Source organism: Photobacterium sp. TY1-4 (assembly GCF_025398175.1).
Taxonomy (GTDB): Bacteria; Pseudomonadota; Gammaproteobacteria; order Enterobacterales; family Vibrionaceae; genus Photobacterium.
The window spans coordinates 470,384-492,575 of the sequence record NZ_CP099735.1; the positions used below are offsets into that span (position 1 = coordinate 470,384).

23 protein-coding genes are annotated in these 22,192 nt (G+C 52.2%); 11 read left to right on the forward strand and 12 right to left on the reverse strand.

What is annotated here, in order from left to right; translation table 11 throughout:
• Positions 1-88: 88 nt before the first annotated feature.
• The gene (locus tag NH461_RS18760; RefSeq protein ID WP_261604126.1) at positions 89-490 is read right to left on the reverse strand and encodes an ACT domain-containing protein; all 402 of its coding nucleotides are present in this window, start codon (positions 488-490) and stop codon (positions 89-91) included.
• 75 nt (positions 491-565) lie between these two features.
• On the opposite strand from NH461_RS18760, the gene NH461_RS18765 reads away from it, so the two are divergent.
• From NH461_RS18765 to NH461_RS18775, 3 genes are all read left to right on the forward strand, one after another.
• Positions 566-916, forward strand: a complete 351-nt coding sequence (locus tag NH461_RS18765) for a hypothetical protein (protein ID WP_261604127.1) — start codon at positions 566-568, stop codon at positions 914-916.
• Between the two features lie 284 nt (positions 917-1,200).
• On the forward strand, positions 1,201-1,368 hold the full coding sequence (locus tag NH461_RS18770; RefSeq protein WP_261604128.1) for a DUF1737 domain-containing protein: 168 nt from the start codon (positions 1,201-1,203) through the stop codon (positions 1,366-1,368).
• 81 nt (positions 1,369-1,449) lie between these two features.
• Complete coding sequence (locus tag NH461_RS18775) at positions 1,450-1,734, forward strand: hypothetical protein (protein ID WP_261604129.1); 285 nt, start codon at positions 1,450-1,452, stop codon at positions 1,732-1,734.
• A gap of 10 nt (positions 1,735-1,744) precedes the next feature.
• On the opposite strand, the gene NH461_RS18780 is transcribed toward NH461_RS18775, so the two are convergent.
• From NH461_RS18780 to NH461_RS18790, 3 genes are all read right to left on the reverse strand, one after another.
• Positions 1,745-2,509 (reverse strand): VIT1/CCC1 transporter family protein, encoded by a 765-nt coding sequence (locus NH461_RS18780; protein ID WP_261604130.1) that lies wholly within the window; start codon positions 2,507-2,509, stop codon positions 1,745-1,747.
• Positions 2,510-2,682: 173 nt separating this feature from the next.
• Entirely contained in the window at positions 2,683-3,465 is a 783-nt protein-coding gene (locus tag NH461_RS18785) for a Mut7-C ubiquitin/RNAse domain-containing protein (protein WP_261604131.1), read from the reverse strand.
• 96 nt (positions 3,466-3,561) lie between these two features.
• The gene (locus NH461_RS18790) at positions 3,562-3,912 is read right to left on the reverse strand and encodes a hypothetical protein (protein WP_261604132.1); all 351 of its coding nucleotides are present in this window, start codon (positions 3,910-3,912) and stop codon (positions 3,562-3,564) included.
• 235 nt (positions 3,913-4,147) lie between these two features.
• On the opposite strand from NH461_RS18790, the gene NH461_RS18795 reads away from it, so the two are divergent.
• The 3 genes from NH461_RS18795 (at position 4,148) to NH461_RS18805 (ending at position 7,329) form a co-directional block, all read left to right on the forward strand.
• Complete coding sequence (locus tag NH461_RS18795; RefSeq protein ID WP_261604133.1) at positions 4,148-5,413, forward strand: multidrug effflux MFS transporter; 1,266 nt, start codon at positions 4,148-4,150, stop codon at positions 5,411-5,413.
• A complete protein-coding gene (locus NH461_RS18800) occupies positions 5,410-5,805 on the forward strand; it encodes a GNAT family N-acetyltransferase (protein WP_261604134.1) in 396 nt (131 codons plus the stop codon). The genes NH461_RS18795 and NH461_RS18800 overlap by 4 nt, the downstream gene beginning before the upstream one ends.
• Positions 5,806-6,018: 213 nt before the next feature.
• Positions 6,019-7,329 carry an IS4 family transposase gene (locus NH461_RS18805; protein WP_261600205.1) on the forward strand — a complete coding sequence of 437 codons (1,311 nt, stop codon included), beginning with the start codon at positions 6,019-6,021 and terminating at the stop codon, positions 7,327-7,329.
• Between the two features lie 68 nt (positions 7,330-7,397).
• On the opposite strand, the gene NH461_RS18810 is transcribed toward NH461_RS18805, so the two are convergent.
• Positions 7,398-8,177, reverse strand: a complete 780-nt coding sequence (locus tag NH461_RS18810; protein WP_261604135.1) for a transporter substrate-binding domain-containing protein — start codon at positions 8,175-8,177, stop codon at positions 7,398-7,400.
• A gap of 15 nt (positions 8,178-8,192) precedes the next feature.
• Positions 8,193-9,269 carry a histidinol-phosphate transaminase gene (gene hisC, locus NH461_RS18815; RefSeq protein ID WP_261604136.1) on the reverse strand — a complete coding sequence of 359 codons (1,077 nt, stop codon included), beginning with the start codon at positions 9,267-9,269 and terminating at the stop codon, positions 8,193-8,195.
• A 178-nt stretch (positions 9,270-9,447) separates the two neighbouring features.
• Between hisC and NH461_RS18820 the strand changes: the two genes are divergently transcribed.
• Entirely contained in the window at positions 9,448-10,374 is a 927-nt protein-coding gene (locus NH461_RS18820; protein WP_261604137.1) for a LysR substrate-binding domain-containing protein, read from the forward strand.
• On the opposite strand, the gene NH461_RS18825 is transcribed toward NH461_RS18820, so the two are convergent.
• Positions 10,371-11,267 (reverse strand): GyrI-like domain-containing protein, encoded by an 897-nt coding sequence (locus NH461_RS18825; RefSeq protein ID WP_261604138.1) that lies wholly within the window; start codon positions 11,265-11,267, stop codon positions 10,371-10,373. The genes NH461_RS18820 and NH461_RS18825 overlap by 4 nt on opposite strands.
• Positions 11,268-11,430: 163 nt before the next feature.
• Between NH461_RS18825 and NH461_RS18830 the strand changes: the two genes are divergently transcribed.
• Positions 11,431-11,583 carry a hypothetical protein gene (locus tag NH461_RS18830; protein WP_261604139.1) on the forward strand — a complete coding sequence of 51 codons (153 nt, stop codon included), beginning with the start codon at positions 11,431-11,433 and terminating at the stop codon, positions 11,581-11,583.
• Between the two features lie 191 nt (positions 11,584-11,774).
• On the opposite strand, the gene NH461_RS18835 is transcribed toward NH461_RS18830, so the two are convergent.
• Positions 11,775-12,884 (reverse strand): ethylbenzene dehydrogenase-related protein, encoded by a 1,110-nt coding sequence (locus tag NH461_RS18835; protein WP_261604140.1) that lies wholly within the window; start codon positions 12,882-12,884, stop codon positions 11,775-11,777.
• Positions 12,885-13,100: 216 nt separating this feature from the next.
• On the opposite strand from NH461_RS18835, the gene NH461_RS18840 reads away from it, so the two are divergent.
• Positions 13,101-13,526, forward strand: coding sequence for an Hsp20/alpha crystallin family protein (locus NH461_RS18840; protein ID WP_261604141.1), 426 nt, complete (start codon positions 13,101-13,103; stop codon positions 13,524-13,526).
• Positions 13,527-13,618: 92 nt separating this feature from the next.
• Here the strand turns inward: NH461_RS18840 and NH461_RS18845 are convergent, their stop codons facing one another.
• Complete coding sequence (locus NH461_RS18845; RefSeq protein WP_261604142.1) at positions 13,619-16,849, reverse strand: ImpA family metalloprotease; 3,231 nt, start codon at positions 16,847-16,849, stop codon at positions 13,619-13,621.
• Between the two features lie 217 nt (positions 16,850-17,066).
• On the opposite strand from NH461_RS18845, the gene NH461_RS18850 reads away from it, so the two are divergent.
• Positions 17,067-17,447 carry a PH domain-containing protein gene (locus NH461_RS18850; protein ID WP_261604143.1) on the forward strand — a complete coding sequence of 127 codons (381 nt, stop codon included), beginning with the start codon at positions 17,067-17,069 and terminating at the stop codon, positions 17,445-17,447.
• 74 nt (positions 17,448-17,521) lie between these two features.
• Here the strand turns inward: NH461_RS18850 and NH461_RS18855 are convergent, their stop codons facing one another.
• From NH461_RS18855 to NH461_RS18865, 3 genes are all read right to left on the reverse strand, one after another.
• Positions 17,522-19,204 carry an RluA family pseudouridine synthase gene (locus NH461_RS18855; protein ID WP_261604144.1) on the reverse strand — a complete coding sequence of 561 codons (1,683 nt, stop codon included), beginning with the start codon at positions 19,202-19,204 and terminating at the stop codon, positions 17,522-17,524.
• A gap of 107 nt (positions 19,205-19,311) precedes the next feature.
• Positions 19,312-19,977, reverse strand: coding sequence for an alpha/beta hydrolase (locus NH461_RS18860; protein WP_261604586.1), 666 nt, complete (start codon positions 19,975-19,977; stop codon positions 19,312-19,314).
• 123 nt (positions 19,978-20,100) lie between these two features.
• The gene (locus NH461_RS18865) at positions 20,101-20,568 is read right to left on the reverse strand and encodes a glycine zipper 2TM domain-containing protein (protein WP_261604145.1); all 468 of its coding nucleotides are present in this window, start codon (positions 20,566-20,568) and stop codon (positions 20,101-20,103) included.
• Between the two features lie 241 nt (positions 20,569-20,809).
• Between NH461_RS18865 and NH461_RS18870 the strand changes: the two genes are divergently transcribed.
• On the forward strand, positions 20,810-22,078 hold the full coding sequence (locus tag NH461_RS18870) for an O-acetylhomoserine aminocarboxypropyltransferase/cysteine synthase family protein (protein ID WP_261604146.1): 1,269 nt from the start codon (positions 20,810-20,812) through the stop codon (positions 22,076-22,078).
• Positions 22,079-22,192 lie beyond the last annotated feature (114 nt).

The window sequence follows — 22,192 nt, forward strand, 5'->3', positions numbered from 1 at the left end:
CTCGATGCGTTCATACGCAACAGCAAAAAACCCGACAGCAGGCACCAAGCGGTATCAGTCCGTGAACCGATATTGATTCAGCCTGGTATCATTGGGCACTCAGTTCAGCCAGTGCGGCCAGCGCAAGCTGCGCCTTTTCCGCCTGGACAAAAATATGATCGTGGTAATAGGCAGCCACCACATTGGCGCTGATCCCCTTTTCAGCCAGTTTACCGGCCACAGCGGCGGTCAGGCCAACCGCTTCCAGGCTGGAATGCACCGTCAGGGTGATCGCGCGAAAAACCGGCGCTGCCGCAAAGCCATTTTCCCGGGCCAGATTCTTGTCCAGCACCAGGGTCAGCCCTTCGTCTTCCCGGAAAGTCGCGAGCGGCTTGAGCCGGATAAACAAGGCATCATTCAAGGTCGGCGTGGTACAAAACACAAACTCACCGTCCCGAAGCCGGGGCTCCATATGACGCAGCAACTGATCGAGGTCCGTCATTCCTGTCATTGATAACTCCTTCATTTTCCTTTATGTGGCGGTCACTGCTACAATAGGGCTATCAATATTATGAGTTGAAAAGAAATGCAACAAGATCAATTTGAAGCCCTTATCAAATCCCTGTGCCAACATGACACCATGCCTCAGGTTCTGGACGCCTTAAAATCTTGCGAAGATCAGGAAATCGCAGATGCCGCCGCTGCCCTGACCGGCCAGTTCCGTCTTGCAGAAATCGACGGTGAACAGCGCATTTATCACGTGTCGATGCAGGAAAATGACCAGGGTGAACCGGAAGAGTTTGCAGAGTGGATCATGAACGATGGTGACGACGTCATCAAGTTTGTCGCCTGGTTCTTCTACGACAACTTCGACCTCAAGCTCAAAGATATCTACCAGGCTGCCGGGCGCACATACCGTCAACCGAAACGCCTGTAAAGTTTCATCTTTCTGCGATGACCAAAAGCCAGCACCCTGCTGGCTTTTTTCTTATCCTTGTGCCGCCTGCCGAACATTTTATAACTATTCTTAAAAAAGCTTTGTTCTTAAAAAAGCTTTGTTCTTAAAAAAGCTTTGTTCTTATTAAAAGCTTTGTCCTTATGAATAGCTTTGTCCTGATAAAGCCATGCCCTTATTAAGCAACGCGCTAATAAAGCAATGCCCTAGGGGGCCAGCATCACACCGGTAACACTGCGTAATTCCCGACCAGCCGGAGGCACGATATGCAATACAAAATTGTCTGTGACAAACATGAATTTGAATTTGAAAAAAAAATCAACGAGCTGATGAATGATGGCTGGCGGCTCTATGGAGAAGTCGTGGTTAATCTGGTCAGCAGCGATCATGAACTGACCTGCTGGTACACCCAATCAATGGTGAAAGATGACTGAACCCGGCGATCACGGCTACGGTGTCTGCGATGTCCGCAGAGCGCCAAAGCCCCACCGGCCCTGTCAGGCGTTGGGTCAATAATGGCTGTCTATACCCTGGTGCTGGAATATGATGGCGCAACCTATCTGTCTCAGGTGGAAGCGGGCAACGAGCAGACCGCGCTCCACGCTTGGTGCCATGAGCTCGATGTTTGTGCCATTGACGGGTTCCCGCTGGCAGACTCCGCCGAGCTACTGTCCGGCTTGCAGGATTTGATGCCTTCTGCGGTCGGACATTTAACCAACGTCTGGGATGTCCGGTTTGCAGTCGGTCATGACGTCGCTATCCTGCATCTGATCAAGACCGATCTCAGCCGCAACACGTAACGTTGTTTTCCTATACCCCCGATAAGCCAAACAGCTCCCGCAGCAAGTAGCCGGACACATAGGCCAGACTGGCTGCCGCGCCGCCCATGCCGAGCGTCCGCAGCCCGGACCATAAATAAGGCAAATTAAACACCAGGCTTTTGAGCATCCCGATCAGAAAGAACATCAAAGCCGCCAGCAAGGTGCTCAAGGCAAATTGCTGAGATAAAGTCAGCGCACTGGTCAAGAAAGGCAACAACGGCACGGCCCCGACCACCAGAAAAGCCAGGAAGGTTGCTCCGGCAGACGCCAGCGGATTGATATGCGCCTGATCATTTACCCCGTGCTCTTCTGCCAGCATGGTATCCACCCACAATTTGCGATCTTCACAAATCGTGTCGACAATGGTCTCCAACACCTCGCCATTGAACCCTTTGTTGATGAAGATCTGGCGGATCTCTTCCCGTTCACCCTCCGGCACCAAATCGATATGCGCTTCCTCCATATCCCGCAAGCTCTGGGCGTAGTCCTGCTCTGCCCGGTGGGATTCATACGTGCTGACCGCCATGCTGAACCCGTCGGCAAGCAAATTGGCGATCCCCAGGATCACCGCCACGGATGCCGGTAATCCGGCTCCCGCGGCTGCCGAGACCACCGCAAAAGTCGTGACGCATCCGTCGATCCCCCCCAGAACTGCATCGGAGATATTCTGAGACTCCGGCGGCTTTGCCAGACGCTTGCGTATCATCTCCGGTTGATGTGAACGAAGTAGCTCTTCATTTACATTGGCTTTCATACGGCCCCTCCTGCGCAGTTGCCGACCAGACGATGATGGCAAATTTTGCGGCATCGCATGTGCTGCCCTCGTGCAGCGCTTGCGATGGATGCAACACGGATTACGGGTTGAACGTCTAAGATTCAGCAATCACAACTGCGGTTTATCTACTAAGCCTAGTCGGCATTTTCAGGTCAGGATCCGGCGGTCTGCAGTCGGGACATCCATTGTGCGATACGAGTAACATGCGTTCCTTTCCAATAGAGATGATGACAGTCCCGGCACTGAAAAAATTCAGAATAATACCTGAGAGTGTTCTCTGGGACCCGGCCAATGACTTGCTCCTGCTCAATCGTTGATAAACGGCCATTGCAACGGGAGCACCGGGTAAACGGACGAAAATTGTGCTCAAGCTGGAAACGGGAAATGACTTCACGGAGTTGCTCATCCGGGCGATCGCTGCGTACCCAGTAGCCATGCGTCACCATCCGATATTTAAAAATAAACTTATCCCGGGTCAGAATGATGCGCTGCTCCGACACCGACAGCGCCACGATTTCACCGTCCTCAAACTGATTGCTGTATAAGGTATCAAAACCCAGCAAGCGCAGTTTACGCGCCAGTTTGCCTAAGTTGACGTCGACCACAAACCGCGGCTCCCGCAGCGGCTTCGGTCGCAGTCGTACCAAGGGCTGAATATCGAAAGACTCAAACATCGGATAAACAGATACCAGCTCACCGCCCCGAAGCCGGTGATCAAAGCCAACAGATTGGCCGTCGACTAGGATCAAATCAATTTCCGTATGCGGGACGCCGATGGCTTCGAGGGTATCTTTGATAGCCGGTTTCACGGCAAAACGGTAAGGAAAACGCACTTTTCGCCGGTCATTCGGCAGAAAATCATTCAGCTCTTCATAGAACCGGAACCAGGCTGTTCGCCAGATCGGGGCATGGCGATCATCAGAAGCGTCAGGCATCAGCAACCAGAGTCCTCAGGGCTATCCCACCGTATCCCCAAGCCTAGTTCAGGGCATTCGGTGCAGCAAACCGCCCCCGAAGCAACGCAACGGCCGCTAAGACAACTGGTTCAGCACAAAACTGCCAACCATCGCCACCAGACCGGCGATAAAGAGTTTTAAGCCGGTGTGAAAATTGGCCCTGAATTCATCAAGGTTATTTTGCGCATGGTCGAAATCCGTCACCAGCGACTGGGCCTTTCTCGCTCCGCGGTCGCGATCATATAAACGCCCTTGCCTGCCGCCATCCCACAATAGTCCGGCCAGCCCCCACAGAATCAACGCATTAAAAAACAGATAATCGGAGGAATAGTTGATCGTCGGCCAACCCCAAAGCCGGTGACAAAGCCACACCACGACCCCGGCCAATACATTGGCGACACCCACAAACCCCAGCAAAGCCTTCATAAAAACAACCACATATAAATCAATGCACGTACAGTACCTCATGATAAGTATGTGCGCCACACCTCATATGTAACTGATTTTACCGCATTGGGGCAGAAAAAATTTCATTACATAAATGTTAATTGGTATAAAGGCCTCGCCTAAGTTACGAGAGGTTTACTGGTACGTAAACTATTGTATTTATTTAAGTTAACAAACATACCTGCCGGTACGGCATGGCCAGGTTTTGGCAGATATGCACTCGAAACCAGAGCAACAAATAAGGGTAAATATGCCTCAGAAAAAACATGCCCCACTATCTCGTGAAGAACTTAAAGTGGTGGCCATTCTAACGCTACTGCTTTTTATCGGCTTGATGGGAACAGATATTCATCTTTCTTCATTGCCGGAAATGACAAAGTTCATGGGCACTACCCAGAAGCTGATGCAGTCCTCAATATCAATTTTTCTACTTGGCGTTGGCTGCAGCGCCCTTGTATACGGACCATTAAGTGATAAATATGGGCGAAAGCCGGTCATCATGATCGGAATTTCCACTGCCATAGCCGGCAATTTGTGGGCAACCACACTCTCTGATATCGAGCCATTCCTGGCTTCCCGCTTTGTTCAAGGTTTCGGTAGTGGCGTGAGCATCGCACTGTCTCGTGTTGTACTGTCTGATATCGTCCAGGGTGAGCGCTATGCCATTACCAGCTCCTACATAACCATGTTCACGGGACTGTCTATTGTCTTTGGTCCTGTGATCGGCAGTGCCATTCAATCATGGTACGGGTGGCAAACCAACTTCGTGGTAATGGCTGCAATGCTCTTTTGCATACTTGTTATCTACGCTCTGTTATGTCCGGAAACGAACAGATACAAGGACCAATCCATAAAGTTGCATGAATGCTTCGCGAATTATCGCTCAGTGCTTAAAAACGATATCTTACTTCTGGCCACAGTACTTTCGGGCATTGGAATGGCCTGCTTCGTGATGTATACAAGTTCTAGCGCCTTTATTCTGCAAGAACTATTCGGGATGTCCCCGACCGACTATGGGTGGATGTCCGCGTTTGTAGGGGCCGGTTTACTCGTAAGTCGCTCTCTCTTGCCTAAGCTCATCAATAACTACGGTATGCACACTGTCATCGCGACTGGATTGATTATCCTCATCGTAAGCGGCTTTTCATTGCTACTGTTAACAGAGTCTGGATACCTATCTACTACGACGTTCCTAATTAGTGTTTCAGGCGTATTCTTCAGCTACACCTTCATTGTGATCTGTGCGTCTGCAATATCAATGACCCCATTTACTGACAAACGTGGCGCGGCAGGCGCGGTCTACTCTTGCTCGCAGATGGCGCTGGCCTTCATGGTGAATGCTTTAGTGTCAGTGATGTCCGATAACAGCGTCCTGATCATCAGCACCTGCTATATGACCCTTCCCATAATAGGTCTGTATTTATGTAGAAAGATTCAGACAAAGCAATTACATTCAGCCTCAGGAGTTAAAGCTCAATGATCGAGTACCGCCAAAATCACCCCCTGGATCCGCAGGAAGTTGCAAGAGTATTTAAAGCCTCCGGCATTAACCGGCCCAGTGATGACATCCCACGGATAACATCTATGCTCGAAGGTGCGAACCTGATTGTCTCAGCCTGGCATGAAGATAAACTGATTGGTGTATGTCGTGCACTGACCGACTACTGTTATTGCTGCTATCTGTCAGATCTTGCCGTAGACCGAGCTTATCAACGACAAGGAATTGGGACAGCGCTTATCTCTCAAGTCAGACAAGCAACTGGAGACGAGGTGTCCTTGGTATTGCTGTCAGCACCGGGAGCAATGGACTATTACAAGCGGATTGGTCTCACTCTGGTTGACCATGCTTTCGTGAAGAAACGATTGAGATAGAATGCTGGACAAGCACTCGCCATAAATTCGGGTTCTGTCGCAAAGATGACGGGATGGGGTGACATGTTGATGACCACAACGATTGCCATTTCACACCGAGCATAAAAAACAGCGCCTCAGCGCTAATGCCGATCAGTTAAGCCAAAAATGATCGGTTGAACGATCCTCTGGAGCTGTCAAAATCCGAGTGTATTCAGTGCACTCGGATTTTTTATGGACGTCTCACAAGCCCTCGATATCATTAATAACTGGAAGCCTAACCAAGTAGAAACACTGGCTGACTTGCTTCCTCTCGAACTGATTGATGAAGCCTATTCCCTCACGGATACCGTCACGATGCGCAAGCGAAAGTTGACGCTGGAATCCATGGTCTGGCTATTGGTTGGCATGGCCATTTACAATGACAAGTCAGTGAAAGATCTTGTAAATCAGCTAGATATTGTTGATAGAACCGGGAAGGCTTTTGTTGCTCCAAGTGCATTGACCCAACGTCGAAAGACTCTCGGGGAGCCTGCCATGAGAGCGGTCTTCGAACGTATGACTGCCGCGTGGATGGAAGGCGCCAACTTGCCTCACTGGAACGGCCTCACACTGTTGGGCGTTGATGGCGTGGTCTGGCGGACGCCGGACAGTCCACAAAATAACGAAGTATTCTCCCGGCAAAAAGACACCCAATACCCTCAAGTCCGCATGGTCTGCCAAATGGAGTTAAGCAGCCATTTAATTACAGGCAGTGCTTTCGATGACTATGCTGTCAATGAGATGGTGTTGGCAGAGAAACTCATTGAGACGACCCCAGATCATAGCCTCACCATGTTCGATAAAGGTTTTTACTCTCTGGGCTTGCTGCATCAGTGGCATCAGGCGGGTACTGAACGCCACTGGTTGCTCCCATTAAAGAAAAATACGCAATATGAGATCGTACAATCTTTAGGCCGAAACGACAAACTGGTATCACTGAGAAGTAACCCGAGAGCCCGTAAACTTTGGCCCAATCTACCGGATAAAATCACCGCTCGCTTAGTCACGCGTAAAGTCAAAGGGAAGACATACGAGGTGCTGACTTCAATGGTAGATGCTATGCGCTACCCTGCCGCAGATATCAGCAGTCTCTATGGACATCGCTGGGAAATAGAAATGGGTTACCGAGAGCAAAAGCAGTATATGTTGGGCAACCGTCTGACCCTTCGAAGCCGTCTCCCCGAACTGGTGAAGCAAGAGCTGTGGGGGATTTTACTGACTTACAACCTGATCCGTTATCAGATGGTGGAGCTCTGCTTCACCCTAAAAGGGAACTACTTGCCTTACCAACTGAGTTTCAATGGAACGCTCGCACACATAATGCGCTTACTGGTTGGATTACCGTACTCAACACCGGGAGCTATCCCACGCCAGCTCAAGAGCTTCCACAGCATGGCTGAAAGTTTGATATTAGAGGGACGAAGAGAAAGAACCTTCCCCAGAACAGTCAAGCCTCGCCCCAAAAGATACGCCCAAAAGAAAAATGCCGCTCACCTTAAGTGAACGGCATTAGCGCCTCAGCGCTGTTTTTTTGTCTGTCTATCAAGTTCCTGTAAACGGTTTAGGAACGCTTATTCGCCGCCGTAAATATCGAACGTAAAGTATTTTGCAGCAATTTTGTCGTAAGTACCGTTGGCACGAATGGTTTCAATCGCCCGGTTAAACTTCTCAGCCAGCTCGGTATCTTGCTTGCGCAGCGCCAGCGCAGTGCCTTCCCCGATATAGGCCGGATCCGTGACCGCGTCACCGACAAAGGTAAACCCTTCACCGCGCTCTTGCTCCAGGAACGCCAGGCTGAGTTGATCCGCATTGCCGAACACGGTATCCAGTCGGCCGTTTTGCAAATCCAGGTACACTTCATCTTGCCCGGTATAGCGCTGAATTTTCGCAACGTCGCCAAACATGTCTGTGACATAGCGGTCATGAATCGTCCCCAACTGGACCCCGATCCGCTTGCCTGCCAGACCGGATTGGTCGATCGACAATCCGGCATCGCCTTTCCCAATAAACCGTGCCGGTGCCTGATAATACTTATCGGTAAACAACACACGCTTCTTACGTTCAGCCGTGATCCGCATGGAAGCCATAATCACGTCCGCCTTGCGGGCCAGCAGTGCCGGGATCAAGCCGTTCCAGCTCATCGTCACCCAGGTACACTCCAGCTCCGCCACCGCGCACAGGGCATCGGCAATTTCGATGTCAAAACCACGCGGCGAGTCCGAGGCATCCTTGTAGTTGAACGGCGGATAGGTAAAATCTGAGGCTAAACGCACCGTTTTTTGCTGCGCCGCCTGGACATTGCTGATACTCATTGCGGCCACCACCAGGCCCATGCCAATCATTTTCTTCATCGTCAGATCCCTCTTCTACTGATATTCTTTTAATGCATTTAAGGTTTCGAGCATACTGTTTTTTGATCCCACCGAGATCCGTACACAGTGATTTAACGCCGGATCGTGCGCCTGATTGCGCGTGACAATGCCTCGCTCGAGCAGATAGGCATACATGCACTCAGGCCCGCGAAAACGAATCAGCACAAAGTTTGTCGCCGACGGATACACCGCTTCAACCATCGGCAGCTGTCGCACCTGCTCCATAAACCAGTCCCGCACGGCAACAAGCGAAGCCGTCTGCGCCTGCATTTGCGCCACGCCCGCCTCACTTAAAGCACTCAGCGAAATTTGCGCGACCGGGTCTGCGATTGGATAAGGGGCGATCAGCCTGGCGACATAGGTCATGACATGGGGATGGGCCAACAGAAAACCGCAACGCACTGCCGCCAGGCCAAACGCTTTGGACAAAGTCCGGATCACGACCAGATTCGGATATTGTGTGATCAGGTCCACCACGGTTGTTTCCGGGGCGAACTCAATATACGCCTCATCAACAACAACCAGGGTTGACGACTGACTGGCTTCCAGCACAGTCAGAAGATCATCCCGCCGGATCACATTACCGGTCGGGTTATTCGGAGAGCACAAAAAGAGCACCTTGGCTTGCGGAAGCCGGGCACAAATCTCAGGCACATTCAGCTGAAAATCTTCCCGGAGCGGCACTTTGACCGTCTCAACCATGAACGACTCGGCGCAGAATTCGTACATCGCATACGTCGGCGGACAAATCAGAATCTTATCTTGCCCCGGTTGACAGAAAGTGCGCACCAGCAGATCGATCGCTTCATCCGCGCCGCGAACGGCCAGCGCTTCGAGGTCCTGAGCGTCACGCCCTTGCAGGCAATACGCCAGATACCGCTCTGCCAACTGATGCGGCAGAAAATCCGGATAGCGGTGATACTCCCCTGTGCCCGTCCCATAATGACAACCCTGCTCCAGTTCATTGGCGTTGAGCCAAATATGACCACGGCCGCCAATGCGTCGTGCTGACTGATAGGGTATGAGATTTTTTACTGCCTCAGGAACAAGGCGTGATGCCAGTGTTTCCACAACCACCTCCGAAAAGCGAATATTATCGCTAACAACCACACAAATAACGAATTTAAAAACACATTAAGTGAATTTTTATCCGTTAACATTCTTTTTACCAATTATATGCAGAGCAGGATTGATTTAAGAATCGAAATCTCTGCATACTAGGTATGAGTTTTTGGAATGGCTGAAAATAATGATCCACACCCCAACGATGAAAGAGTTGCAGTCTTTTCTGGTGACGGCACAACAATTGAATTTCACCACTGCAGCGCAGGTTCTGAACTTAACCCAAGGTGCCGTCAGCCGTCAGATCAGCAGCCTGGAGACCCGGTTGAATATCCGCCTGTTTAACCGGCATGCGCGCGGACTGACGTTAACCCATAAAGGGACCGAGTTTTTACCGCTGGTTGAAAACGCCCTCAATCAGATCCACCGGGCAGTCGATCAGATCACCAACGACAAACAGCAAATCAAGTTGAAAGTACCCAGCTGCATTACGTCCTGGCTGTTGCCGAAACTGATGACCTTCCAGCAACAGTATCCGGAGATCGATGTCGAGCTGACTTCGGCAATCAAACACAATATCAACTTTGCCAGTGAGCCCTTTGACGCCGCCATTTGCTACGGCCAGCCCCCGAGGCAAAAAGATCTCATCAGTTACCTGTTGTTTGAAGAGCAACTCGCGCCGGTGTGCTCCCCCAGACTACTGGCAACACACGAACACACGCTCGCAGCAGATGAGATGCGCGCATTTACCTGGCTGCATGCCACGCCCCAGAAAAGTGACTGGTCGTTGTGGCTGAGCCATATTGCACAGAAAAGCGCAATTCCAGAAAAAATGGCTCCGGACATGAAGCAGAGTGAGCAAAATCAGCACTTTGCAACACTGGATCTGGCCGTGAGTGCGGCGATGCAAGGGTTCGGGATTGCAATTGGAGATATCACACTGGCCCGACCCGACTTAGACGCCGGACGGCTGGTGATGCCAAACCCCAACAGCGTCGCGTCGGGGAATGGCTACTATCTGGTCAGGCCGAAAAACCTGCAGACGGCGTCACTGGATTTACTCTTCGACTGGCTGCAGCAGCCTGAATCACGTGAATCAGGCCCGCAAGTTTAGGCTTTGATCGCGGTATAGAAGCTGACATCAGCGACATGCGTCTGTTCATCATAGCTGTGGTAAAGCTCGAAACAGGGACGATCATCGATTTCTAGCTGGGATGCCACAATCGCTTCCATCAACACCTGCCAGTATTCGCCATACTGGCGCTGCTCGGTCACGGTTTCGCGAATCGAGGCGTATCCCCCGGCAGGCAAAGTCTGGATCTCAATCCCCTGCCCGCCTTCCGTGCCTTCGGGAACCGTGAGGCAAATATCAGTCCGACACTGTTGCGCCGGCGTCACTTCCGGGTTGTCGTGATAAATAAACAGGCATTGCCCGTCAGCCAGTCCCTTAGCACCCGCCCATTGATACAGTTTTCCCAGTGCCGGTTGATAGTTCTCCCCATAAGGGCCGGTTACACGAATTGAGACCAGACAACGTTGTTCAAAATGTTCAGTCTTCATCATTTCACTCCTTTGTGGTTGATAAGACAAAGCATATCCTTGCAACGCCAACGGATCGTGTCCGCCGTTGCTTAACGCATGTCCAATCTTGCTATTTCGCAGCAATGACGAAAATTCAGGCTGGGTCTGACAGCGGCGAATCTCGGATGGCGAGACCCCAAAATAGAGCCGAAAAGCTTTTGCCAGGCTTTGCGAGCTCGAAAAGCCGCAGTCCATCGCCACCTCCGTCACCGAGCTTTTATGGTAGAACAAACAATGGACGGCATTTTGAAGTTTCATCCGCTTGATGAAGCCGCCCAGGGTCTCCCCGGTAACCGCTTTAAACACCCGGTGGAAATGGAATGGGGAAAGGTGGGCCATCGCAGCGACTTGCTGCAAGTTCACCGGTTCGGCAAAGTGTTGCTCCAGATACCGAATCACCGGTGTGAGTCGTTGTTGATAATCCATTTTCTTCTTTTCGTCGCACTAAACTGCTTGGCCATCCATCATAGGTCAGTCGCCTTCAAACAACCAGCCGCCCTCAAAACGGTTATATAAAACACCGTCGAAAATGTAAACGACTAAGCTTATAAGGTGTTAAACGTTGTGCAAATAACACTAAGGTTGAGCTATGTTCGATTGGCTAAAAAACATTTTTTCATCCAAATCAGAAGCGTCTGATGACAACCTGGTTGAAAAACAATCCGATGACACGATGCAAGAGCGCCATCGCCAGGAGGAAATGTCCCGGGGAGCCCCCTCGAAAGATGACGACGAACCGTAACCGCAACATTCCCTTCTGACGGCGGGCGATGAAACATTCAGCGAGCCGGGTGATCCCCGGCTTGTTGGTGTGCGATGGTACCTAAACTGCGCAAAGTGACCTAAGCGACACAAGGGTGCTTCTGGCACTAGGAGCATGTTTCAATCGATTCAACCAAACCTATTCTGCCAAAACTAATTCACCAAACCTATTCATTCAGCCAGCGTCTCAAACTTCATCCGGAACACGTCCGGGCTGTATAAATGACTCATTTGGGCATTATCAAACACCGCCACGCCAAAATAATATGTTTGCGAGAGCTCCGAAAACTGAATGTCCTGCGCCTTGGCATTATGCCCGGAGGTAACGCGCTTGCGCTTCAATTCCAGCAGCCATTTCCCATCTTTCCAGTTACTCTGCGCACTGACATCGCCCCGCGAGCCGGTAAAGGGACTCACCAACACCGAGGCCAGGCGATCCCCCGGGCTGAACGTATCTACCAGCGGGACCTGTTGTTCCGGACTCAGCGCATAAGCCTGCACCGCATCCCACACCCGGTTGCCCATCACCGGTTGTTGGGTGGCTTCCGAGATATTTTCCCGATACCCGCCGCCGGTGACAAAGTCGCCTTTCATTCCCCAGCGCAAGTTCTCAGCCGGATCAATGGTGGCATCGACAAACTGATCATCGGCCTGTACCGTTTTCCCGGTTCGAACCGCGCGCCACACCCAGGCATCGAGGGTCTCATCTTCGCGGGCGGTAAATTTACGGCCGGGGCGACTTTGCTCGACATCCGCTACATAACCGCGGCTGTCGGCCAGATGGCAGGCAATGGCACAGCCCTGGGTATCAAACCCCTGGGTATTGATATTCCAGTAAAAACTGACTTTATCCTCGTGATACGTATTTTCGTAACCGAACTGATCCGGATTCGTCAGCCGCTGCCAGCGCCCATCCGGCTGCTTTTCCCACGGCATAAAAGCCAGGTTGCGCGTCGGGTCGTCCCACTGGATAAAAAAGTAGATAAATTCATCATCATAAAGTGACTGAACCGAAACCGACGTTGAAGCCATGCCGGATCCACCACGGGGCTGATACACTCGCTGATCCAACGTGACGGTTAACGGGATCGCTTTCAGCCAGACACTTTCCGCCACACCGTCCAGCTTCACCGGCTCCTTTACCCGAACGCTGACTAAAGTATCTGCTGCCGTCACCGGCAATGCTCCCAACGCAGCTGTCAGAGCCAGAACAAACCGAGGGAGCACCGGCGAAAATCCCGCAGCTATCCCGTGCGAGAACCGCTTCAATTGCCTGATCATCTTTGCCCTCCTATTTCGCCTGAACATCCGCTCGGCCCTTTCCCAACTGGTCACTGAGCACCGCTCTGAAGCCACCAAAACATTGATGATTCAACGCTTTACAATGCCAGTTTCCGGCCGTTGATTTATATCAAGTCTAGTTCGATTTTTCCCGATAGCGCGCAGGCAATTAACTAAACTATTAATGCGTCCAAAACAGACGAACTGGAGGTTAAGATGAGCTTGGTCCCTCGTGATTCCTGGTTCGATTTCTCCCAGTTTTTCGATAATGCCTTCCCGACACTGAGGCATTCATTCGATGTGGAGTCATTTTCACCCAGAATCGATATTGTCGAAAAAGAAGACGGTTACGAAATTTCTGCCGATCTACCCGGGGTACGAAAAGAAGATATTTCCGTACAAGTGCACGGCGGGAACCTCACCATTGAAGCGACGACATCAAAAAATGATGAGCAGAAAGAAGGCGACAAAGTCATTCGCAAAGAAAGATATGAAGGAAAATTGATGCGGAGTTTTTACTTAGGTCAAAACCTGCAGCAAGAAACCATCAGTGCTGCGTTTGAAGATGGGGTCTTGAAAGTTCATGTGCCAAAAGTTGAACCGACCCAGCCCAGCAGCGCCAAACAGATTGAGATTAAATAGCGCATGCGATGTGATGCTTGATATCTGAGGTGATAATGTAAAAGGCTGACATTGCGTCAGCCTTTGTGATTGGGTCCATCAATATGGATGAATTACGGTAGAGTACACTGAGTCGGTGACGAGTTATCACGTGGCCAACGGGTTGTTGGATCAGACTCAGACAGCGTGATGAAATCCAGGCCGGAGCTCATCGTAGCCGGCGGCAGATCTTGTTCAAGCACGTACATTCCCACAGGTACGACCCCTTTGGTTGCATTCTTGCTCGCCTGGCCAGCAGCCAGAGAAGAGTAATGCAAACCAAACATGTCAAAGTACGGGCGCCAGTCCTGGCCGGTGATGACGCTCAGCGCCACCAGCATGAAGTCGTTGCCCGGCATGCTGCTGACGGTCTTATCCCCGTACGTACTGTTCTGATAATCAAAGTCGCTAAACCCAAGCTGGGCGCGGTGGGCTAACCAATCAGATTCATTCGCCGCGTATTGACCAAAGATCCGGCTGTGCTGATACAACACAGAGAACAAGTGGAAACCGTTGGTCAGCTTATCGCCGGAAGCCATCACCTGCTGATCCGCTCGCAACGCCATCTGAATATAAAACGCCATCCGGTAGCCGTTATGCACCGCATAGTCGTTGTTCTTCCATGGCACAGTAAAACGATCCTGGCCAGCGTCCATCACATTACACTGACTGTTGACCACGACACGCTCGTTGGCGCTGTTTTTCAACTGCGCAGCATCCGACATAAAGACGTAAAACAGATCCTTATGATTCATATGCGAATCAATCAGCGTCGTGGTTTTGCCATCACGGACATAATGCGATTTCCATTTGACGTAATATGGGAAAATATTATTGGAGTTTTCCCCGGCGCGAGAGCCGTATTCATCCCAGTTTTCTTTATTCGCCGCATCGACAAAATGCACATTCAGACGCTTGGTTTGCAGATTGTGGCCCAGTTCATGGTTATCCCCCCAACTGGTCGGAGAAATCTCCCAGGATGCATCCCAAGGGTTGCCGCTACACGCGCTCCCACAATGTGAGTTCTGATCGTAGTTGGCATGCTGAATGATCTTGCGGGTATGCATTTCCGGATCAAAACAGTCGGTGGCACCGAACAGGTTCTGACAGACCGACTTAACATCATCCGGTAGCGACTGGGTCAGTGTGCTGCCCTGAATCTTGTACCCTGCCAGGGTATACACGGAATTCAGGTGATCTTCCTCAATCGATTTCAGCAGTGCATTTACCGTCGGCATGTCATCATTCAAGCCTTGCAGGAAACGATCCCGACGTAAATGCTGCTCTGCACCATCGGTACGCAAATCAACATGTGGCAATTCGGTATTTTCCAGAACCTGATTGAAACGAGCAATCTGCACCGGATCATCGTAACGCATGATTGCCGGGTGCTTGGCAATCCCCTGTGCCTTCAGCGTCACGGCAACAGGGGAAACGCTTCCCTCAAGATAGGCGTAAATCGGACCACCGTACGGGGTTGAAAACGTCACCGTGTCACCCTTGGCCAATTCAATCCGCTCTTGCATCACTTCCAACGGACCGCGATAGATCCCGGTTTGATAGGCACGGTTGGTATTACTGCGGTGATAGTTCAGCTTCACAACCATTCTCGCATCACTGCTGTCCTGACGCGTCAATGTGATCGGTTGTCCCGGCAGTGCGTACCACCCGGTTGTCGTCCATTGATTCGAGTACGGTACTGAAATGGTCTGCGTGTCCTTTTCAGTGGCCGGGTAAGCATAATGCGCCTGATGTCCGGTGCTGACTTGAGCGGCATCTATAATGAACTCTCCCAGATCCGGTTGTGCCAGGTTACCGGCTCGGGCATAGCTTACAGCCCAGTCGGCGAACATCGCCTGCTGCCAGGCCGCTGGCTCACGATGGGTGATCGGGTAGTCAATTGTGGCGCGATATTTGTCAGCCAGCAACAGACCCGCTTTGACCAGCGCATAACGTTCGCTCGAAAAGGCCTGAATACTGCTGTTATCCAACCCGGTTGCCGCCAGTCGGTACCAGTCCGCGCCATTTTTGAAGGCTTGGTCGAACGCGGCGTCATTACAGAAAATCAAATTCCGATCACAGTGCTCAAGCGGCTGCGGATCAAACTGTCCGCTTTTCAGATTCACCAGCAGTTTATCAACAGCCTGCAACTGCGCATCGCCTTCTTTTAAACTTTGTACTGACAGATCGCTGGCCAGGTGCTCAGGCCAGTAGTTACCTTCGGCCTGCAGGCCCATGTAACGGAACACCGGTTTGGCCAGTGGGCTGGCAAATCGCTCATGGTTGACATAAATCAGCGGAATCTGATTCGCTCGCGCCAGCTCAACAACCGCCTGACCGGCAGGGCTCCCCTGACTGTTGCGATCCACGTCGCTCATCACAATCACATCCGGCTTCTGCTGTTCAATACAAATCGCCAAACTGGCGTAGTCACAACTGTTTTCTGAATGAACAACATGCTGTCCCGAGTAATAGGTCGCCAGCCAGGTCCGAATTTTTTCATTGTGCTGGAAATACCAACTATCGTTGCGGCTCGACATATGCGTGGTCACCACCGACAGCGGTTTGGATGCTCCGGCGCCGCCCGTCATCCAGTGGAGCAGGTTTTTCAGTAGTTGATCCGTCTGAGCCGAATTGTCAACGGCAAACATGTTGGCCGCCATCGCTGCATAGCGGTGGCCGGCCTGCTCACCGACAAAAACCAACCCTTTCGCAGAGGCTTTCCCTTTCTCTTCCTGCGTCGAGCGCAACACCATCATGGTATGTGCCGGCAGGTAACTCGACAGCGTGATACTGTCGTGGCTCGGATGCCAGGAAATCGTACTGCCAACGTTCTGGTACAGCGTTTCCAACAATGCCTGTCGCTTGGCCTGCGCGACTTGAATTTGCTCCCGGCTGAAATCAATCAATTCATCTGCGGAAGCCAAGGTATGATCTTCCCGCTTGACCGCTGCTTCAGCACGCGTCAAGAATGAAGCCCGCACCTCACAAGGAGAGGTGATTGCCCCCGTCTGATAATCACTTCCAGTCAACTGACCATGACAGCCGGTGACGCTATCCAGAACGTAACCATTTTCCGGCGTCAAAATAAACAGAAACTGTTGCCCTTCAACCACCGACACTGCCGATGGCGTAATTGTGCCGCCAGCGGATGTGTGCGATGTCAGCGGATATTCAATTGCCTTGAGTGGTTTGACAATTTGAACTTGCTCGGCTGCGACCGGACCATCATTTCCACACGCAACGAGCAAGCCAATACTACTTAAAGCCAACCATTGTGACTTCAATTGGTTTGGTTTCACCATAACCCCTTTTTTATTATTTGATTGAGATAGAACAAGTGACACGAAGCGTGTTTCATACAGAACACCTGAGTGAGAGTCAAAACAGTCGCTCAGTTCATGGGTGGTTATCACCATAATGAAATTCTTTGTTTCATGCGACCACTGACCCGGTCGCTTCATATATAATTAATGTCCGGCTTGCAACCGGATCCGCTCAACATCATCAACGGAGGGAAACATGGGATTATTGAACGCCCTATTAGGCAATGCCGGTGAAATGGAGATTGAAGAAGCCACTGAAGAGCTGGCCACTATCCTGGGGCCTTCGGAGCAGATCGAGCTGGCTTATAAACTGATCCGTGACATGATCGTGCTGACCGATCGGCGGGTGATCTTAATCGACAAACAGGGACTGACGGGAAAGAAAGTCGAATATCGCACCATTCCCTTCAAATCCATCACCCAGTACACCGTCGAGAGCAACGGCCATTTCGACCTGGATGCGGAGCTGAAGATCTGGGTCTCGGGCCAGCACGAACCGATTGAACTCGAATTTAACAGCAAAACCAACATCTACAATCTGCAAGGCTTACTGGCTGCTAAAATTGCCGGGAAATGAGCCGGGCCGTTGTCATATCGCCCCGACGGCAAAGCCGCCACATTCTGAGTGGCGGCAAATTTTCAGACCACGCCTCAGAACGCCGCGTCGACCTGAAAACGCATCGGCTCGCGGGTGACCGGATGATTCAGCTCCAGCAACTCCGCATGCAGATGCAGACGGTCCGCCCGAACGCCATACAGATCGTCACCAACAATTGGAGATGCCAGCCCGTCCACATGGGCGCAGTGAACCCGAAGCTGATGGGTACGCCCGGTTTTCGGGTACAGGTAAACCTTGGTCCGGTTATCCTTGCGCGTTACGACCTGCCAGAACGTTTCCGCGGGTTTGCCATGCTTATGGCACACCAGCTGGCGTGGTCGATCATCGAGATCCCCCCGCAGCGGCAGATGAATTTTCCCTTCATCCTGTACCAGATCCCCCTCAATCAGGGCGACATAACGCTTGGTGACGGTGCGCTGAATGAACTGTTTTTGTAATGCCTTGTTCGCGTCTTTGGTCAGCGCCAGCACCATCAGTCCGGACGTCGACATATCCAGGCGATGAACAATCAACGGCCCGGTCGCCTGCGGAAAACTCTCGCGGATCCGCAAGTAAACTGAATCTTCAATGGTTTTACCGGGCACCGACAGGAACTCTGCCGGTTTATTGACCACCACCATGGCATCATCCTGGTAGACGATCTCCAGCGATTTGCCCGCGGCAGGATTGGTCAGCATCGGATTGTCATCCACGCTCAGCCCCTCAAGCATATGCGCCAGGATCGGCTGACATTTGCCCCGACAGGCCGGATAGAAATTCAGGTGCTGACGAATTTCTGATTTCGGAGAGCGCCCCCACCAGAATTCGGCCAGGGCCAGCGGCTTCATCCCCCATTGATAGGCATAATGCAGCAGCTTCGGCGCGGCACACTCGCCAGCCCCGGCGGGGGGGATCCCATGCGGCGCCGCAGAGAACAGCTCTCCCAGGCTCTTTTCTTCACCATGGGCATTTAAGAAACGATATTGGGCAAAAATCTTTTCCTGCAAAGCCGAAGATTGCAGCTTCCGCTGGGTTTTCAGCGCGTTGATAACTTGCGCCAGCGCCTCGTATTGTCCGTCCAATAACGCCAGTCGCTCATGCCAATGGCGCTTGAGATCTTTGATGCGATATTTCTCATCTATACTTTCACGTCCCAGCTCGGCCAGCAGGGCCTGCAACGTATCACCAGCCAACGTCTCCTCGCCTTCTGCCCGTTTTTGCTTACGGATTTTACGCGCTTCGACAATCTGGGCCTGCAACGCGCTGATTTCGGCATCGCCCTGCTGTCGGGCTTCTTTGCGTTGCCTCGCCAACTGGTGCAATTGCGGATCGGCTTGCAGGGTTTGGATTCGGGCATTGATTTGGTTTATCTCCACCTGCTCTGCCAAAAAGAAACTGTCTTTGGCCAGCATATCAAACACCGGCGGGACAAAATGCGGCAGCAGGTTCTGATCCGCCAGCTTGCCGGAAAAAGCCGACAGATAGCCGATTTCACCCTGGGCGTTTTGTACCAACAGTACGCCGAACATTTTACCGATTGCCGTTTCCGTCTCGCCGTCTAAGCCAAAATTGTGCTGCCAGTCGTGCTGGGTTTCCAGGTGTTGCTGCAGTTCGGCGGCCGCCTGCAAACACAGCGGATGCGGGTCATAGTAAAACGGAAACGTAAATCGCTCGGGCAGCGTCTGGAGATCAATCGGGTGCTGAAAAGGCGTAAAGCAGTGTTCCGGGGAATGCATATCAAGATCTATCGTGTGAGGTGACACCGCCGGAGCACTTTGCCCCGGCGGCCAAACAGGCGACTGATTCTACCCTGTCACATCAGAATGATCACTAGGGCTGTCACTTATAACGCCAGAACCTGCTTTAACCACGCCGCTATGTCCCGAATTTGCGGCATACAGACCTGATGTTCCATCGGATAAGTACGCCAGTTGGGCTTACAGCCCGCAGCCTCCAGATCCTGCACCGCCGCCTGACCCATCGCCGGTAACACGACCGGGTCGTAACTACCGTGCATCACTTCCAGCGGGATGGTGCGATTGGCCTCGGTGATTGTGATCCGATCGGAGGTCGGAAAGTAAGTCGAGAGCGCCAGCAGACCGGCGAGTTTATGCGGGAAACTCAGTGCGGCATGATAGGCCACCGCACCGCCCTGAGAGAAACCGGCCAGCACAATCCGCTCGCCGGGAATGCCCCGTGCGATCTCCCGCTCAATCAATGCGGTAACCTGCGCCGCCGAATGCAGCAGCTGATCCATATTCAGTCGGCGTCCGGCGCCCATTTCCAGAATATCGTACCAGGCCGGCATCACCACGCCCCCGTTGACGCTCACAGGCATCGAGGGTGAATGTGGAAACACAAAACGCACCGGCGCATCTGCAGGCAGCTGCAACTCCGGCACGATTGCTTCAAAATCATGGCCATTCGAGCCCAAGCCATGGAGCCATATTACGGCCGCGGTTGCCGCAACATTTTCCGGCTCAAGTTCAACACAGGAGAGGTAAGTCATCATGATGTTATCTACTTATGATTCAATGTCCTGCATCTTGGCGAAGTTTCCCGGTCGGGTCAACAATGCGAAGGCTGACCCGCAACCCAACTCTCATTCATGTTTGATGGCGCCGGCCACAAGCTATTCCGGAACGACCCGGGCCGTCCGGCCGTCAATATTCACCCGAACCCGCTGTCCAACCCGGAACATCATGTTGGGGTTGGCCTCCTGAACAATTGCCACTGTATCCCCTGCATCCATTTTGATGGTCAGGTTCACCCCTTGTCGCTGGGTCACACCCTTGGCTGCTTTACTCCCGGCGACGCCGCCCAGCACACCCCCACCAATTGCAGCAATGTCAGATCCCGAACCACCCCCGATTTTCGAGCCTAAAATCCCACCGATCGCAGCACCGGCGACAGCCCCGACCACCTGGCCTTCCCCTTCAATGGTCACCGGCTCGGTTTTCATAATGGTGCCATACCGCACTTGTTGAATAGTCCGGGTATCCGCGACACCATAGGAATCACCATACGGGTTGCTGGAACAACCGAATAGTCCGAAGCCGATACAAGACAGTACGAAAACGCAGAAAATCTTACTCATCATGCTTACCTCACGATCTTTGTTGCTGTAAGTATAGCAAGACGTTATTTTCTTAATCAGAGAGCCCGGCCAACCCAACCAATTGACTTTTATGGATATTCCTCAGGATTCGCCAAATTCAACCACATGCATTTCAACGGGTGGAATCTTGAGATCCGGCTACAAGTTTTTCGTCAATGTCTCTGCCATACTGAGCCATCACGCGATCCGTAACACTCGCCTCCATTGACCTCAAGGAAGACTCATGAAAGACGAAACGCTGGCCATTCACCATGGCTATGAAACCGATCCGACAACGAAATCCGTCGCGACACCGATTTACCAAACCGTGGCTTACGAATTTGACAGTGCCCAGCATGGCGCGGACCTGTTTAATTTAGAAGTGCCGGGGAATATTTATACCCGGATCATGAACCCGACCAATGATGTACTGGAAAAGCGCCTGGCCGCGCTTGAAGGGGGGATTGCCGGGCTGGTGGTCAGTGCCGGCAGCGCCGCGATCAACTACGCCATTCTGACCCTGGCCGAAGCCGGGGACAATATCATTTCCACCCCGCAGCTGTATGGCGGCACCTATACCCTGTTTGCTCATATGTTGCCCAAGCAAGGGCTCGAAGTGCGCTTTGCCAAAGATGACAAACCGGAAAGCCTGGCTGAGCTGATCGACGACAACACCAAGGCGGTATACTGCGAAAGTATCGGCAACCCGGCCGGTAATATTATCGATTTGGCACGTATTGCAGAGCTGGCCCACGCGCAGGGCGTGCCTGTGATTGTTGACAATACCGTCGCCACGCCGGCCTTGTGTAAACCCATTGCCCACGGCGCCGATATCGTGGTGCATTCGCTCACCAAATATATCGGTGGCCACGGAACCACCTTAGGCGGCGCGATCATTGACGCCGGCAAGTTCCCGTGGGCCGAACACAAAGAGCGCTTCCCGGTCTTCAACCAACCGGAACCGTCCTACCACGGCGTGGTCTATACCGAAGCATTTGGCGAAGCCGCCTTTATCGGCCGCGCGCGGACCGTGCCGCTACGCAATACCGGTTCGGCTTTGTCACCGATGAATGCCTTTTTGCTGATGCAGGGGCTGGAGACCCTTTCCCTGCGGATGGAGCGCCACACCGACAATGCCCGCCAAGTCGCAGATTTTCTGAAGCAACACCCGAAAGTCAGCTGGGTCAGCTATGCCGGACTGCCCGATTCGCCATACTACCCGTTGGCTGAGAAATACATGGCCGGCAAACCTTCAGCCATTTTATCTTTCGGCCTCAAAGAGGGTTACGATGCCGGCGTGCGGTTCTATGACAGCCTGAACATCTTCAAGCGACTGGTCAATATCGGCGATGCCAAATCCCTGGCTTGCCATCCGGCTTCGACCACGCACCGCCAGCTCAGCGAAGCTGAACAGCGCCAGGCCGGGGTCAGCCCGGAGATGATCCGTCTGTCGGTCGGGATTGAACATATCGATGATATTCTGGCTGATTTGTCGCAGGCGCTGAACGCCTGAGCCGACGCCTGAGCTTGTATCCTGGAATGAAATCGCAATCACCTCCGCACTTGGCGCGGAGGTGGTTTTTCCAGCCACCCCCAACCATCAATGCTTTCGGCGCCATCTTTTGTT